This window comes from Nocardia niwae NBRC 108934 = DSM 45340, from assembly GCF_001613465.1.
GTDB classification, from domain to species: Bacteria; Actinomycetota; Actinomycetes; order Mycobacteriales; family Mycobacteriaceae; genus Nocardia; species Nocardia niwae.
On the sequence record NZ_BDCK01000015.1, the window covers coordinates 645,321 to 660,295 of the forward strand.

A 14,975-nucleotide genomic window follows, 5' to 3' on the forward strand; every position below is an offset into this window, starting at 1 on the left:
AGTCGTCATCCGAATCGATGATGCGTGCCCCGGTGGGGAACGGTCCGGGACTTTCCGGAGCTGTTCCCCCACCGGTTTCGCTTGACCCCGCGTCAGAACGCGGCTTCGTCGAGATCCATGACGCTGATGTCGACGTCGGAGATCACCGACCATTCCGCGCTCAGGTGCGGCAGGACCGTCTTGGCGAAGAACGACGCGACGGCGATCTTGCCTCGGTAGAAGGCGCGATCCTGGTCGCCGGGATCGGCATCCAATGCCGCGGCGGCGATTTCGGCGGCGACGATCAGCCGCCAGGCGACGAGCAGGTCACCGACCGCCAGCAGGAACCGGACGGAGTTGAGTCCGATCTTGTACAACTCGGTGGGTTGCTGCTGAGCGGCGAGCAGGTGCTGGGTGAACCGGCCCGCCATGTCCTGGACGTCCTCGAGTGCGGTGGCGAGCAGGACCTTCTCCGCCTTGAGCCTGCCGTTGTCCGCGGAGGAATGCGCCGTCTCCCGGATCCGGCTCGCGAGGTGGGCCAGCGCGACGCCGCGGTCGCGGGCGATCTTGCGGAAGAAGAAGTCCTGCGCCTGGATGGCGGTGGTGCCCTCGTAGAGCGAGTCGATCTTCGCGTCCCGGATGTACTGCTCGATCGGGTAGTCCTGCAGGAAGCCGGAACCGCCCAGGGTCTGCAACGACTCGGTCAGGTACTGGTAGGCCCGCTCGGAGCCGACACCCTTGACGATCGGCAGCAGCAGGTCGTTGACCCGCGCGGCCAGCTCCGCGTCCGCACCCGAGATGTGCTGTGCCACCACATCGTTCTGGTGCCCGGCGGTGTAGAGGTAGATGGCGCGCAGCCCTTCGGCGTAGGCCTTCTGCATCATCAGCGACCGGCGCACGTCCGGGTGGTGGGTGATGGTCACCTTCGGCGCGGTCTTGTCGGCCATCCGGGTCAAGTCACTGCCTTGCACACGGTTCTTCGCGTATTCGAGCGCGTTGAGGTAACCGGTGGACAAGGTGGCGATGGCCTTGGTGCCCACCATCATGCGGGCTTCTTCGATGACCTGGAACATCTGCGCGATGCCGTTGTGCACCTCGCCGACCAGCCAGCCCTTGGCCGGGATGCCGTGGCCGCCGAAGGTCAGCTCACAGGTGGCGGAGGCTTTCAGGCCCATCTTGTGCTCGACGTTGGTGACGAAGACGCCGTTGCGCTCGCCCAGCTCACCGGTCTCGTGGTCGAAGTGGAACTTCGGTACGAAGAACAGCGACAGGCCCTTGGTGCCCGGCCCGGCGCCCTCGGGGCGGGCCAGCACCAGGTGCATGATGTTTCCGAACAGGTCGTCGGAGTCGGCGGAGGTGATGAACCGCTTGACGCCCTCGATATGCCAGGTGCCGTCTTCCTGCTTGATCGCCTTTGTGCGGCCTGCGCCCACGTCGGAACCGGCGTCGGGCTCGGTCAGCACCATGGTGGCGCCCCAGTTGCGTTCGGTGATGAACTGCGCCCAGCGCTGCTGCTGCTCGGTGCCGACGCCGTACATGATGTGGGCCATCATCGGCCCGGTCAGGTACATGTAGGCCGCTGGCTGCGCCCCCAGGACGAATTCGCTGATGGCCCAGGCGACCATCGAGGGGGCGGGTACTCCGCCGACCCCTTCCGCCTTGCCGACGCGCCACCATTCGGCGTCGTACCAGGCGCGCACCGCCTTCTTGAACGGCTCGGGCAGGCTGACGGAGTGCGTGGCCGGGTCGAAAACCGGCGGGGTGCGGTCGGTTTCGACGTACGGCTCGGCGACCGGCCCTTCGGCCAGCCGCGCCGCCTCCGCCAGCATCGATCGCACGGTGTCGCCGTCCAGATCCCCGAACGCCCCGGTTCGCAGGATGTCGTCGAGTCCGTAGACCTCGAAGAGATTGAACTCGAGGTCGCGCACGTTGCTCTTGTAATGGCTCACGGGCCAGTGCCTTTCGAGAAACGGCCGGTGTACCGGCGAGGATTCGGCGGGCGCACGGATAGGTGATCACCCACGGCACACTGTGCGGCACCGATAACCCGAATGCAATCTCAAGTTAATGACCACTAAGTAAATGATCGGAGAGATGGAGGCCTTCAATCCGCTGCTAGCGCATAATCGGCGCATATAAGTTAATCGCTACTAAGTGGTGTAAATCACTGTTGAGCAACTCGGCCGTGACTTCCGGCCGTTCCGATTCCCTCTCCGATGGCCACGAGAATCTCGACGAGATCGGCGCGACGCCGGAAACGGGGATTACGGACGGCGTCGATGACCACAGTGGTGACGGCGCGGCTGAGCACCCGGGCTGCGGGCGCGGACAGGTCCGGCCGCACCGCCTGCAGCATGCGGGCCCACTGCGCGATACCGTCGAGACGCACCCTGCGGTAGCGCTGCACCCCGTCGCCGGGAAGATGCCGGATCTCGCTGACGGTGATCGCCAGGAGATCGGGTTCGTCGACGCCCAGTTGGGCGAAACTGCGCATGAGCGAGCGCATGGACTCTTCGGCGCTGCGTCCCTCTCCGATGGCGCGGGCGAGCAGCAGCCGAAGCCACTCGTCCTGGCGCCGGACGATTTGGTCCAGCAAATCCGCCTTGCTCAAGAAATGGTGATAGAGCGCGGGGCCGGTGACGCCGACGGCCGCCCCGATGTCCTCGATGCCGACGGCGGCATAGCCGCGGGTGCTGAACAGTCGCGCCGCCTCGGCGAGCATCCGTTCCGAACGCAGCGCTCGGTCGAGCGCGGTGTTACCGGTCTCGACGCGCGGTGGCCGGTTCGGCGCGTGGCCGGCCGGGCGCTCGGGCATCCGGGTCGTGATCACCGCCGCGACTGCGGCGTCGAGCACCTGCGCGGCGGCCGGTGCGGGCAACTCGGCGCGGTGGTAGGAGGGGCTGACCGCGATCGACAGCACGCACCAGCTCAGCAGTTCGACATCCGCCGCGCTCAACTCCGGGCGGCGCAGGTGGATCGTGCGCCGCAGGTAGCGGGTCAGCCGCGCGGCGCGGACGAGCACCGCCGTCTTGTCGGCGGCGGTCAAGTTACGGAACTCCAGTTGCCACAGGCGCGGCAGGCCGCGCAGCTGGAGCGCGACCCGGACCAATTCGGCCAGTACCGCGCCGCCGGAATCGTCGGCGCGGTACGCGGCGTCGAGCCGGTCGAGCGTGTCGTCGAGCCCGACCATCAGGCACTGGCCCAGAAGTTGCTGCTTATTGCGGAAGTGCCGGTACAACGCCGTCGCCGAGATATCCACCGCCGCCGCGATGTCGGCCATCGTCGTGCCGTAATAGCCCCCGTGTGTGAAGGCGTCGATCGCGGCGTCGAGGATCATTCGGCGCCGATGCGGTGGTCTTCGTCGTGGCTGTCCGCCGTTCGCCTGTGTGCCCATCGCGGTCAGTGTCGCGTATCGGATCGTCCTCCGTGGGGCCGGGCCGCCTCCGCGTGCGAGCCGTTCGCTGGTGCGTGCGGCCGGATGCGGTGCGGCGCCCCTTCGTGTGACGATCTCGTCATAGCCGACGCCGAGGTTCTACTGTCGAGTAGGCTTCCCGCAGCTATCACCACCCCTGGGATCGTTCGTAGATCAGGTAAGCAAGAGGGAGCCCGCCCGTGAGCGCTGACACCGCGGACGCCACAGCACTGTCCAGCATGGCGGCCCGCCTGCGCATTGCGTCGACTGTGATCCTGCGGCGCGCCCGGCGAGATCCCGAGGAGCGGCGGCTGTCCGCGACCCAGTGGGCGGTTCTGGGCCGTCTGCATCGGCACGGCGCCATGGCCGCGGTCGACTTGGCGCGGCTGGAGATGCTCCGGCCGCAAACGATGCGCAACGTGGTCGACGGGTTGCGTGATCAGGGCCTGATCGCCGGTGTGCGTGACCCGAACGACGGACGCCGGGTGAATCTGACCCTCACCGACGAAGGGCGCGCGTGGGTGTGCGGGCACCAGACGTCCGCGAACGACGCGCTGGCGCAGGTGTTGTCGGAGAGCCTGCGCTCCGGCGAGTTGCACAAGGTCGGCGAGGCGCTGGATCTGCTGGAGCGCATCGCCTACGGCTGATCGCGGTGCGGTCGAGCGCCGGCGGCTCGCGGAGCGGATCGCGTTGTCGGGGATCCGCACGACGACATGGCAGCCGGTGCGCGGTGTCGGCGGCCGGGGTGAGCGCCCGGGTCCAGAGATCCATGATCGCCTGGCCGCATTCGTCGGCGGTGCGACCGGGCAGTGGGTCCAGGACCGCGCCGTGGATCTGCGCCTCCACCGCCTGCACGAGCAACACGGCCGTCAACGCCGGGTCGGCGCCGCCGACGTCGAGGCGGCGCAAGTGGAACTCCACTTCGCGCGCGAGTACCTGTTCGAGGTGGCGGAGACGTGCGACGCCTTCGGGTGTGCGCGGCGCCCGATCGAACAGCAGTCGGTGCATCTTCGGTTGCGCGGTGTGCAACCCTGTCACGGCTCGATCAGTTGACGGATGGTTTCGCGCGGTGGCGGCTGCTCGGCACACAGGCGTTCGGCCGCCGCGAGCAGCGCCGGCGAGGTATCGCGCAGGTGGCGTTCGGCGAGCGAGTTGCGCACCTCCTACCTCGCATTTCTTCCCGCAGACCTCCGTGCGCAGCCGGACTTGCGGCCGCAAGCGACCACCTGGTCACGGCGCGGCCACGTGGACTCCGCTGTCGCTGAGCCAGTCGTTCTTCGATCGGATCGCCGCGCCCGAGCGCCTGGTCGTGTTGGCCGCGGCGGGGGACTATCCCGTGGAGACCCCGGGCATCTACCAGCTGGCCGACGTGTTCGCCGAGATCCGTGACCAGTTGGTCGCCGGTCGCGTCTCGGCCGATCGATGAAATCGGCCGCGTGGGATGGCCGCGCGAGCGCGCGATGCCGTCCGGGTGCGCACCGGCGTGGTAGGTAAGGTCTGAAGCGTCGTGGAACGGACTCCACGATGCCGCCGCCGAGCACCTTCGCGCGGACGCGCCGCCCTGTCGAACGAAGAGAGCTGATTGATGCCGACCTCCACAGCGCGTGCACAGATCGGGGTCACCGGTCTTGCGGTCATGGGTAGCAACATCGCACGGAACTTCGCCAGGAACGGCTATACCGTTGCGCTGCACAACCGTACCGTCGCCAAGACCGACGCACTGCTCGAGGCACACGGCGACGACGGCGACTTCGTGCGCACCGAGACGGTCGAGGAGTTCGTCGCCGCGCTCGAGAAGCCGCGCCGCGTGCTGATCATGGTGAAGGCCGGTGCGGCGACCGACGCGGTCATCGAAGAGCTGGCGGACGCGATGGAGCCGGGCGACATCATCATCGACGGTGGAAACGCGCTCTACACCGACACCATCCGGCGCGAGGCCGCGATGCGCGAGCGCGGGCTGAACTTCGTCGGCGCCGGCATCTCCGGTGGCGAGGAAGGCGCGCTCAACGGCCCCGCGATCATGCCGGGCGGCCCCAAGGAGTCCTACGACTCCCTCGGGCCGCTGCTGGAATCCATCGCCGCCAAGGTCGACGGAACGCCCTGCTGCACCCATATCGGTCCCGACGGCTCCGGACATTTCGTCAAGATGGTGCACAACGGCATCGAGTACGCCGACATGCAGTTGATCGGCGAGGCCTACCACCTGTTCCGCGACGCGCTCGGTTTCGACGCCAAGCAGATCGCCGACGTATTCACCCAGTGGAACTCCGGTGACCTGGAGAGCTATCTGGTCGAGATCACCGCAGAGGTACTGAATCAGGTCGACGCCAAGACGGGCAAGCCGCTGGTCGACGTGATCGTCGACGCGGCCGAGCAGAAGGGAACCGGGCGCTGGACGGTGAAGTCCGCGCTCGATCTCGGTGTGCCGGTGACCGGCATCGCCGAAGCGGTGTTCGCGCGGGCGCTGTCGGGTTCCCGCGAGCAGCGCAAGGCCGCGCGGGGCCTCGCCTCCGGCCGGCTGGCCGAGAAGCCCACCGACGTCGAGCAGTTCACCGAGGACATCAGGCAGGCGCTCTACGCCTCGAAGGTCGTCGCCTACGCACAGGGCTTCGACCAGATCGCCGCGGGCAGTGCCGAATACGACTGGGACCTGCGCCCCGGCGATCTCGCGACGATCTGGCGTGGCGGATGCATCATCCGCGCCCGATTCCTCAATCGGATCAAGGACGCCTACGACGAGAACCCCGCGCTGCCGAGCTTGATTCTCGCGCCGTACTTCCGCGAGGCGATCGAGACGGCCATCGACAGCTGGCGCCGCGTCGTGGCCACCGCGACCCTGCTCGGCATCCCGGTGCCCGCGTTCGCCTCGTCCCTGTCCTACTACGACGCCCTGCGCGCCGAGCGCCTTCCCGCCGCCCTCACCCAGGGGCAGCGGGACTTCTTCGGCGCGCACACCTATGAGCGCGTGGACGCCGAAGGAAAGTTCCACACGCTCTGGAGTGGTGACCGCAGCGAGGTCCGCGCCGACTAGCCGGGCGTGACGGCGGTGCGGGGTCGTTCCCGCACCGCGGCATCGGTCGCGGTCAGGTTCGAGTTCGGGCAGCTCGCTCCCATGCCGTCCGGCGGAGCAGGCGCAGCCCGTTGAGCCCGACGATCACGGTGGATCCCTCGTGCCCGGCGACGCCGAGCGGAAGCGGCAGCGTTCCGGCGAGGTCCCAGACGGCCAGCACGCCGATGAAGGTGGCGGCGATGACGAGGTTCGCCACCACTACCCGCCGTGCCTGCCGGGACAACGCGATCACCGCCGGGATCGCGGTCAGATCGTCGCGCACGACGACGGCGTCGGCGGTCTGCAAGGTCAGGTCGGATCCGGCGCCACCCATGGCGATGCCGACCTCGGCCGTGGCGAGGGCCGGAGCGTCGTTGATGCCGTCGCCCACCACGGTCACTTTCCGCCCGCCGGCCTGCAGCGCACGCACGGCGGTCACCTTGTCGTCGGGCAGTAGCCCGGCCCGCACATCGGCGATGCCGAGCTCGGCGCCGAGCCGGTCGGCAGTGACGCGGTTGTCGCCGGTCAGCAGCACCGGCGCGGAGCCGGTCACCGCAGTGCTCGCGCGTACGGCGGCCACCGCGTCCGGCCGGAGCTGATCGGACAGGGCCAGCACTCCGATCGGTCGACGGTCGCAGGTGACGACCACGGCGGTGTAGCCGCTCGCGTGGAGCGCGTCGACGGCCGTGTCCAGGGACCGCCCCCCGGGGGCAGGGTCCGACGCGGTGGGGGAGCCGACGCCGACGAGGCGGTCACCGATGCGAGCGGTCACGCCGCGCCCGGGGTGAGCGGTGAACTCGGTGGTCCCGGGCAGCCGGAGATCCCGGCGCCGGGCCGCGCGCACGATCGCCGCCGCCAGAGGGTGCTCGCTCGGGCGCTCCGCCGCCGCGGCGAGCCGGAGCAACTCGGCGTCGGTGAATCGTTCGTCCAGGCAGCGTATTTCGGCGATTTCGGGGAGGCCGCGGGTCAGGGTGCCGGTCTTGTCGAAGGCGAGCTGTGTGGTGGCGCCGAGCTTTTCCATGACCACCGCGGACTTGATCAGGACGCCGTGGCGGCCGGCATTGGCGATGGCCGCCAGCAAGGGCGGCATGGTGGCCAGCACGACCGCGCAGGGGGAGGCGACGATCATGAATGTCATCGCGCGCAGGAGCGCTTCCCGCACGGTGTCTCCGAACAGCAGAGGAACGATGAACACGGCGAGGGTGACCGCGACCATGCCGATCGAGTAGCGCTGCTCCACCTTCTCGATGAAAAGCTGGGTGCGCGCCTTGGTCCGGGCCGCTTGCTCGACCAGGGCCGCGATCCGCGCCACCACGGAGTCCTGTGCGCGACGTTCGACGCGGATGCGCAGTGCGCCGGTGCCGTTGAGCGTGCCCGCGAACACCTCGTCGCCCGCGATCTTGTTCACGGGCAAGGGTTCACCGGTGATGGTCGCCTGATCGACCTCGCTGCCGCCGGAGAGCACCGTCGCGTCCGCGGCGATCCGCTCACCGGGCCGCACCACGACGACCTCCCCGACGCGCAGGTCCGCGGCATGCACGGTCTCCTCGGCGCCGTCACCTGCGACCCGGGTCGCCGTGTCCGGCGTGAGGTCGAGCAGCCCCCGCACCGAGTCCTCGGTCCTGGCGGTGGCCAGCGCTTCGAGGGCGCCGGAGGTCGCGAAGATGACGATCAGCAACGCGCCGTCGGTGATCTGACCGATGGCCGCCGCACCGATCGCCGCGGCGACCATGAGCAGGTCGACATCGAGTGTCTTCTCCCGCAACGCCCGCACGCCGGCCCATCCGGGCTCCCACCCGCCGGCGGCGTAGCAGGCCAGGTACAGGCCCCACCGAAGCCACTGCGGACCATCGGCCAGCTGCACTACCAGGCCGGCGAAGAACAACACCACCGCCAGGGCGGCCCACCGTACTTCCGGCAGGGCGAACAGCCGGGTCCGGCGCGGGGGCACGCGATCGGACGGCGGAGTCGGACGGGTCGGCGCGAGGGTCGGCGCGGCCACGGGTCACCTCCAGCAAAGCGAGCAACAGACGGGGCGACCATATCAGAAAGCATGAACATGTCTTCATTTGTTCTTGGAGTATGCTTCTCAATCATGGGACACGGTGTCGAAGGCAGGGATCGCCCCGCCGCGCGCCTGGATCCCGAATCGGCCGGCCATGTGGCCACCACGTTGCAGGCGCTGGCGACGCCGAGCCGGTTGATGATCCTCACCGAACTGCGTCAGGGCCCGCTGCCGGTGAGCGCGCTCGCCGACGCCATCGGGATGGAGCAGTCCGCCGTCTCCCATCAGCTGCGGCTGCTGCGCAATCTCGGTCTGGTCACGGGCACTCGCACCGGCCGCAGCATCGTGTACAGCCTCTACGACAACCACGTCGCCCAACTGCTGGACGAGGCGATCTACCACAGCGAACACCTGCGCCTCGGGCTGGCCGACCGCCCAGAGGCCGCCGGCTGATCGTCGGAAGCCGGTCGGTAAGAACCCCTCGGCGGCCGCTCGAGTGCGTTCGGTGACCGAAGTGGAATCCGCTGCTTGACCTGGAGCGTACTCCAGCACTTAGTGTGCGGGCGTACAGGGTTGTCCAGCGGAAGGGATCGGTTCATGGAACTCGGCTTTCACGTCCCCATCTTCGATATCGACGGCGGTACGACCGCCATCGCCGGTGAGCTGGCGCGCGTGGGCGCGGCCGCGGAGGCGTCCGGAGCGACCTGGTTGTCGTTCATGGACCACTACTTCCAGATCGAGCCGACCGGGCTGCCCGCGGAGGCCAACATGCTGGAGGGTTACACCACCCTCGGATACCTGGCCGCGCACACTTCACGCGTCGACCTCGGTCTGCTCGTCACCGGGGTGACCTATCGCCACCCCGGCCTGCTCGCGAAGATCGTCACCACACTCGACGTCCTGTCGGGCGGCCGGGCCGTGCTCGGCATCGGCGCCGCGTGGTTCGAGCGCGAACACCACGGGCTCGGCGTGCCGTACCCGTCGACCGCCGAGCGGTTCGAGCGGCTGGAGGAGACGCTGCGCATCTGCCGCCAGATGTGGGATCCGCAAAACAACGGGCCGTTCGACGGGAAGTACTACCAGCTGGCAGAGACGCTGTGCTCGCCGCAGCCCATCAACCGGCCGAAGGTGCTCATCGGCGGCGGGGGAGAGCGCAAGACGCTGCGGTTGGTCGCGCAATACGGCGACGCCTGCAACCTGTTCGGTTCCTCGCCCGCGGACGTCGAGCACAAGCTCGATGTGCTGCGGCGGCATTGCGACGACGTCGGCCGGAACTATGACGACATCCGCAAGACGATCATCGCCGACAATCCGCGGCCTAGCCCGGAGAACCGCGACGAATTCGTGCGGCAGATGGCCGGTTACGCGAAACTCGGCATCGCAACCGTCATCGTCACGCCGACTACCGGCTCGCCCGCGGCGTGGATCGATGGCATGGCGCCCGCCGTCCAGCAGCTGGCCGAACTCGGCTGACGAGACAGTCCGGTTTCGCGACTGGTGCGGCAGCACTGTCGCGGTGCGGGCCCGGATCGCTTCGCCGGATTCCGGGCCCAGCCGGCGATTGGCCGGGCGTGACCTCGGCGGCGCCGTTTCAGAGTTTGTAACCGATCTGGCGCAGCAGCTCCTTGCGAGCGGCCTGATCGCCTGCGGTCTCCACGCCGAGCGGCGCCGAACCGTCGATCACTCCGATGATTCCTCGGCCGAGTTCCGTTTCGGCGATCAGCACCTCCACGGGATTGGCTGTGGCACAGAAGATCCCGCAGACTTCCGGAACCTGCTGGACGGCGTTGAGCACGTTGACGGGGTAGCCCTCGCGCAAGAACACGATGAACGTGTGCCCCGCCGCGATGTCGGCCGCGTTCTTGGCGGCGAGCTCGACGAGCGACTCGTCGTTGCCGGAGTGGCGTATCAGCCGCGGGCCGGAGGCCTCGCAGAACGCCAGCCCGAAGCGCAGATGGGGACCGACCCCGACCAGCGCTTCGTGCAGGTCTTCCACGGTCTTGATGAAATGGGACTGTCCGATGACGACATTGAGATCGTCCGGCTTGTCGATGCGTACGGCTGTCAGCTCCACAGCGACATACTGCGCGCCGACCTCGCCGATTCATAGCATTTGAGTATTTATTTTCCTCGCGTCGCGAACGGTTGAACTCGTCCCGCTCGCGCGGTCGGGCGCACCGGCTAACCGTTGCGGGAGGGCAGGTCCACGACCAGCGCGGTGGCGTTGTCTCTTCCTCCGGCCAGGAGCGCTGCGTCCACCAGAGAGTTGGCGATCACGGGAGCCGTGTCGCCCTCCGCGAGCATCGCCTTGACGGCGGCGATGCCGAGCGGCTTGTGCACGCCGTCGGTGCTCAGCAGCAGCCTGCCCGTGCTCGACCCGGTCGCGGCGTACCCGATGTGGTCCGGCCGGACGGTGCGGGCCGAGGTGGTGACCAGATGTGCCATGCGTGCGGTGGGAACGCGCCCGCGGGCCCGGTACAACTCGGCGACGGTGTGGTCGGTGGTGATCTGATGCAGTACTCGTCCATTCCAGCGGTAGGCGCGACAGTCGCCGACCCACGCCACCTCGCAGGGCCCATCCGGTCGGCCGGCGGCGGGCAGGACCGCGACCACGAGCACGGCGTCGGCCGACTCTTCCGGGACCTCCCGCAGCAGCTCTTCCTGTGCCGCGAGGATCCCCGCTCGTGCCCCGTCGCGGGCTCCGGCCCGTGCCGCCGCGGCGGCGACCGTGCGGGCCGCCCTGGCACCGAGCAGATGGTCGCCGACGCCGTCGGCGACGACGAACGCCGTCGCTCCGGTCAGCGCGTCGGTCTCGATCGCGACCGCGTCGGCGTTGATGGATCGTGACGCGCGCCGGCTGGCGGAAGCGCCCATGGTTCCGCCCATCCAGGATGTCTCGATCCGCGGCATGCTCGCGGTGGTACCGGTGTACATCAAGCGGGTCTCCTCGGGGGTGGGCTGAACAGTGCTGCCGACCAGCACCCATCAAGGACACCGCATCAGTATTTGGGCTTGGCGAGAGCCAGTTGTGGTAACACTGAGAATTCGCTCTCGATCAGGTCACGGCCGGTGTCGCGGTGCTCGCCGCTTACCTATCGTTGCCCGGCCCAGCTTCGACGGTGGCTGCCCGAGGCCGAGTTCCCCGGCAACCGTGATCGGGCGGCGCGATTTTCGAGGCCCGGCATTGCCGGCGGCAACGGCCACGGTCGGTGCGCGGCCTCCAGCCGGCGCAAGTCCTTACGCAGGATCCTGCCGGTGACGGATTCCAGGGTGGCATCGACGAAGGCGACGCGGCGGACGCCGGTGCCTTGATCGTGGCGTGATCATGGTGCCTCGAGTTGGATCTGGAGCAGGTCGCGGAGCTGTTCGTAGGTGCGGTTGAGGGGTGTGATGCTGTGGTCTGCGATCGACATCATGACTGCGCCCTCGATCGCCGCGATTGTCGTGGTCGCCAGGCTCTGGGCTGTCCGGGCGGGTACGCCCTGTGCGATGGCTTTCTCGGCCAAGTGGTGTTCCCAGCGCCGGAATGCCCGGCTGGATACTTCTCGGGCGCCGGGTGCTTCGCTTCCGCCGTATGCCGCGGCGGCGATCGGGCATCCGGACTGGTAGTCGCTGGTAACCAGCACCCATTTCCAATACTCGGCGAAGGCCTGCAGCATTTCCTGCGATGACAGCGTCTCGGCCATCTGCTCGATCATCTGCTCGATCCAGGCCCCCGCGGTCCGGACGGACTCCTCGATCAACTCGGTCTTTCCGCCGGGAAAGTGCTTGTAGATCGATTGCCGTGCGGTGCCGCTGCGCTCGAGCAGGTCGGCCACCCCGGTACCTGCCACCCCTCGACGTCGGATCAGCTCGATCGCGCTCTCGATCAAGCGCCGTCGCGCATCCGCGGCCATGAGCCTCTCTTCCCTCAGTACAGGTGATCCAGCCTAGCGGCGAGCCGGTGAGTAGACCATTCGGTGCTCTTGATGGATCCGCTGCGCGGGAATGTCCTGAAGGATGGGCGACACCTGGCTTGCGATAGACCATCCGTTCTATTAGCCTAATTTTAGCGTTACACGTAGTAACAGAAAATGTCCGCGAGGAGAGACCGATGACGATCGAGGGGAACCAGACCGGGGCCCGGTGTTGATGTCGTCGACAAGGCTCGGGCGTACGCGGACAAGCTGGCGCTGCTGTCGGAGGGGTCGGTGCACCCACCACCCGCTACCGATCCGAACCCCCGCCGCGCGCCGGCGTGATCTTGGCGTTCCTGCAAAAACCGGTGCTGTCGCGGAATTGAGCCGCCGCCAGCACCCCGTGGCTGTCGGCCCGCGGTGGCCGATCGTCGTGCCTGGGCGTGCCGGCAGCCACCCCTTTCCGAGCTGGCTCGCATTGCAATGACGAGGAGTCGATTTCCCATGCCCCACTCATCTGTCGCGGAACCGGCCGCACCGGCAGCGCACCCCGCAGTCCCGAGAGCGCGGGAGCGGTGGCCGGCGCTTGTCGTCATCTGCGTTGCGGAATTGCTCGTGGTGCTCGACAACACTGTCGTCAACGTCGCGTTGCCGTCGCTGGGTGTGCAGTTGCACGCCGGCTTCAGCGGTTTGCAGTGGGTTGTCGATGCCTACACGCTCGCCTTCGCGGGCTTGCTGCTGGCGTTCGGCCATCTCGGAGATCGCTACGGCCGCCGCACGGTGATGATGCTCGGACTGGCCGGCGTCGCCGTCATGTCTCTGGGTGGCGCATTGGCGACCGACCTGGGTCAGGTGATTGCCGCCCGCGCCGCTATGGGAGTATTCGCCGCCGCCGTATTTCCCGCGACGCTGGCGCTGATCATCAATATCTTCACCGATATCAGGGAACGGACCGTCGCCATCGCGGCGTGGACGGCGATGGCCGGCTTCGCCATCGCGATCGGGCCCACCGCAGGCGGCTGGCTACTCGAGCGCTTCTCCTGGCACTCGGTCTTCTGGGTCAACGTCCCCGTCGCCGCCATCGTCCTGGTTCTTGCCCGGCTCCTGGTCCCCGAGTCCAAGGCCGCGCACACCGGCAGGCTCGACGTCATCGGTATCGCCCTCTCACTACTGAGCGTCACCAGCTTGGTGTGGACCATCATCGCCGCGCCGCATCAGGGCTGGCTTTCTCCGACCAGCCTGACCGGCTTCGTCTCCGCCGTGGTCTGCTTCGCGATGTTCGTCCGATGGGAATTGCGCACTGCCTCACCCGTGCTGAACATGACCCTGTTCCGGATCCGGCGGTTCTCCCTGCCCGCGCTGGCGATCGCGGTCGGCTACTTCTCCATGTTCGGATTCCTGTTCATGATCACCCAGTACTTCCAGGGAGTGATGGAGCTATCGCCGCTGCAATTCGGGTTGCACTCGCTGCCGTTCGCCGCGTCCATAGCCATCGGCGCCCCATTGGCCACGCTGATCGCCCAGAAGATCGGCACCACCGCGGTCATCGTCCTCGGTCTGGTGGTGATGAGTGCCGGGATGTTCATCGCCGGGCAGGTGAAAGTGGAGACACCGTATGTCGGTCCCGTGCTCGTCTCGATGGTGCTGATGGGCCTAGGGCTGGCGATCGTGCAGGGCCCGGCGACCGAATCGATCATGTCCTCGGTCGCCCTCGACGAAGCGGGAGCCGGCTCGGCGGTCAACGACACCACCCGCGAAGCGGGCGGAACTCTCGGCGTCGCGGTGCTCGGATCGATCGTGGCATCGGTGTACACAACAAAAATCGGACCGCGCATCGATGCCATACCCGACTTCCTGATGACCCCGAACGAGAAGAGCTTCGCCCGCGAAAGCGTAATCGCCGTACTCGAAATGATTAAGCGCCCTACGAACCCTGCCTTCACCCAGCAGAAGGCCGACCTGATCTACGCGATGAAATCCGCGTCCATGGAGGGGTTCCAGCTCGCATCCTACGTCACGGTTTCGGCGTCGCTGATCATCGCAGTTGCCATCGCCGTCTTCCTGCCATGGAAACCCACCGCCGACTCCATGCTCCTGGTCTGGAAAGAGAAGTCCAAGCCATGAAGAGGGGGCCGGATGCTGTCATGGAAAACCTGACTACCGCAGATCAATTCGATGCGGTCCGCACAGGATCCGGCCTCGGCAGCACTGCCGCCGCCTGCCTCGCTGCGGCAGCCCAACGGTGGTTCTGCCGGTCGGCGTCCAGGTGATGGCCGTGGAAGACATGCGCAAGCGCGCGCAGCATACGGGTTCTCCGCACGCCTTCTTTCCGCCCTCATGGAGCGCTCGCTCACTGAGTCCGACCGGCTCCGAGCATCGTGTTCACTGCGGCGGTGACATCCAGAGCGGGGTCGAGGGTGGCGGCGCGTAATCCGGCCGTGGCCATCTCCAGGATGCAGTCGACCCTGGGGTCCACGTCGAACGGCGGGGTGCCTTTCGCGGTGGCGGCAGGCGCGGGATGGGGCGCTTACATCGTGTGCGGAGCCGTGGCCGGCAAGCACACCGCCGGACACGACGGATTGGCGTCGGCCATGGGACTCGGCGCGCTGCTCGCCTGATCGGTGTTGCTTGCGT

At 67.8% G+C, this 14,975-nt stretch carries 15 protein-coding genes; 8 read left to right on the forward strand and 7 right to left on the reverse strand.

The annotated features are described in order from the left end of the window. Window positions 1-92: 92 nt before the first annotated feature. Window positions 93-1,928 carry an acyl-CoA dehydrogenase gene (locus tag NNI01S_RS06700; RefSeq protein ID WP_063018475.1) on the reverse strand — a complete coding sequence of 612 codons (1,836 nt, stop codon included), beginning with the start codon at window positions 1,926-1,928 and terminating at the stop codon, window positions 93-95. Window positions 1,929-2,143: 215 nt separating this feature from the next. Then, complete coding sequence (locus NNI01S_RS06705) at window positions 2,144-3,316, reverse strand: TetR/AcrR family transcriptional regulator (protein WP_063018477.1); 1,173 nt, start codon at window positions 3,314-3,316, stop codon at window positions 2,144-2,146. Window positions 3,317-3,591: 275 nt separating this feature from the next. Here NNI01S_RS06705 and NNI01S_RS06710 point away from each other — a divergent pair, with 275 nt between their 5' ends. Beyond that, window positions 3,592-4,038 (forward strand): MarR family winged helix-turn-helix transcriptional regulator, encoded by a 447-nt coding sequence (locus tag NNI01S_RS06710; protein ID WP_063018479.1) that lies wholly within the window; start codon window positions 3,592-3,594, stop codon window positions 4,036-4,038. 181 nt (window positions 4,039-4,219) lie between these two features. Continuing rightward, a complete protein-coding gene (locus NNI01S_RS34305; protein ID WP_157114617.1) occupies window positions 4,220-4,444 on the forward strand; it encodes a hypothetical protein in 225 nt (74 codons plus the stop codon). On the opposite strand, the gene NNI01S_RS36310 is transcribed toward NNI01S_RS34305, so the two are convergent. Next, entirely contained in the window at window positions 4,426-4,551 is a 126-nt protein-coding gene (locus NNI01S_RS36310) for a hypothetical protein (RefSeq protein WP_281180602.1), read from the reverse strand. The genes NNI01S_RS34305 and NNI01S_RS36310 overlap by 19 nt on opposite strands. A 32-nt stretch (window positions 4,552-4,583) precedes the next feature. Between NNI01S_RS36310 and NNI01S_RS34310 the strand changes: the two genes are divergently transcribed. Next, the gene (locus NNI01S_RS34310) at window positions 4,584-4,817 is read left to right on the forward strand and encodes a hypothetical protein (protein ID WP_157114618.1); all 234 of its coding nucleotides are present in this window, start codon (window positions 4,584-4,586) and stop codon (window positions 4,815-4,817) included. Between the two features lie 159 nt (window positions 4,818-4,976). Beyond that, complete coding sequence (gnd, locus tag NNI01S_RS06720; RefSeq protein ID WP_063018483.1) at window positions 4,977-6,422, forward strand: NADP-dependent phosphogluconate dehydrogenase; 1,446 nt, start codon at window positions 4,977-4,979, stop codon at window positions 6,420-6,422. A 52-nt stretch (window positions 6,423-6,474) separates the two neighbouring features. On the opposite strand, the gene NNI01S_RS06725 is transcribed toward gnd, so the two are convergent. Continuing rightward, window positions 6,475-8,442: a heavy metal translocating P-type ATPase gene (locus tag NNI01S_RS06725; RefSeq protein ID WP_063018485.1), complete on the reverse strand. Its 1,968-nt coding sequence runs from the start codon at window positions 8,440-8,442 to the stop codon at window positions 6,475-6,477. 93 nt (window positions 8,443-8,535) lie between these two features. Between NNI01S_RS06725 and NNI01S_RS06730 the strand changes: the two genes are divergently transcribed. Next, entirely contained in the window at window positions 8,536-8,898 is a 363-nt protein-coding gene (locus NNI01S_RS06730) for an ArsR/SmtB family transcription factor (protein WP_063018487.1), read from the forward strand. A 144-nt stretch (window positions 8,899-9,042) separates the two neighbouring features. After that, window positions 9,043-9,918, forward strand: coding sequence for an LLM class F420-dependent oxidoreductase (locus NNI01S_RS06735; protein WP_063018489.1), 876 nt, complete (start codon window positions 9,043-9,045; stop codon window positions 9,916-9,918). A gap of 118 nt (window positions 9,919-10,036) precedes the next feature. On the opposite strand, the gene NNI01S_RS06740 is transcribed toward NNI01S_RS06735, so the two are convergent. The 3 genes from NNI01S_RS06740 to NNI01S_RS06750 form a co-directional block, all read right to left on the reverse strand. Next, a complete protein-coding gene (locus NNI01S_RS06740) occupies window positions 10,037-10,519 on the reverse strand; it encodes an adenosine-specific kinase (RefSeq protein WP_063018491.1) in 483 nt (160 codons plus the stop codon). A 107-nt stretch (window positions 10,520-10,626) separates the two neighbouring features. Then, window positions 10,627-11,379, reverse strand: coding sequence for a PP2C family protein-serine/threonine phosphatase (locus tag NNI01S_RS06745; RefSeq protein ID WP_245676010.1), 753 nt, complete (start codon window positions 11,377-11,379; stop codon window positions 10,627-10,629). A 389-nt stretch (window positions 11,380-11,768) separates the two neighbouring features. Continuing rightward, window positions 11,769-12,341, reverse strand: coding sequence for a TetR/AcrR family transcriptional regulator (locus NNI01S_RS06750; protein WP_063018493.1), 573 nt, complete (start codon window positions 12,339-12,341; stop codon window positions 11,769-11,771). A gap of 504 nt (window positions 12,342-12,845) precedes the next feature. Here NNI01S_RS06750 and NNI01S_RS06755 point away from each other — a divergent pair. After that, window positions 12,846-14,465 carry an MFS transporter gene (locus NNI01S_RS06755; protein ID WP_063018495.1) on the forward strand — a complete coding sequence of 540 codons (1,620 nt, stop codon included), beginning with the start codon at window positions 12,846-12,848 and terminating at the stop codon, window positions 14,463-14,465. A gap of 269 nt (window positions 14,466-14,734) precedes the next feature. Continuing rightward, window positions 14,735-14,959 (forward strand): hypothetical protein, encoded by a 225-nt coding sequence (locus tag NNI01S_RS34315; RefSeq protein WP_157114619.1) that lies wholly within the window; start codon window positions 14,735-14,737, stop codon window positions 14,957-14,959. The last annotated feature ends 16 nt before the right edge of the window (window positions 14,960-14,975 follow it).